Source organism: Sphingomonas sp. 10B4 (genome assembly GCF_035019905.1).
Taxonomy (GTDB): domain Bacteria; phylum Pseudomonadota; class Alphaproteobacteria; order Sphingomonadales; family Sphingomonadaceae; genus Sphingomonas; species Sphingomonas glacialis.
Map to the genome: position 1 here is coordinate 1 of NZ_JASJVC010000443.1, position 227 is coordinate 227.

Below are 227 nucleotides of genomic sequence, written 5' to 3' on the forward strand. Positions count from 1 at the left end.
GCCGTTCTGTGACGGATAGTTACTTGTCATATGCAGGGACTACCGATAGTTTGTATGGACTGACGTGGGGTGGTGTGATCTTATGATGTTGACGATGGCGGTCTGTATGCCAGTGGTGGCTATGCAGCAGTCAATGGGAAAAACGTCGCCTCGAACAGTACCTTTGATCTTGGCGGTGGCGCCTATTGGCGCTTCTTGCGTAGTCGCGATATGGTAGCGACTACCGG

1 pseudogene is annotated in these 227 nt (G+C 52.4%); it reads left to right on the plus strand.

What is annotated here, in order from left to right:
• Positions 1-8: 8 nt before the first annotated feature.
• Positions 9-227 (plus strand): annotated as a pseudogene (locus QN347_RS20430) (cellulose synthase subunit BcsC-related outer membrane protein); the annotation flags it as partial.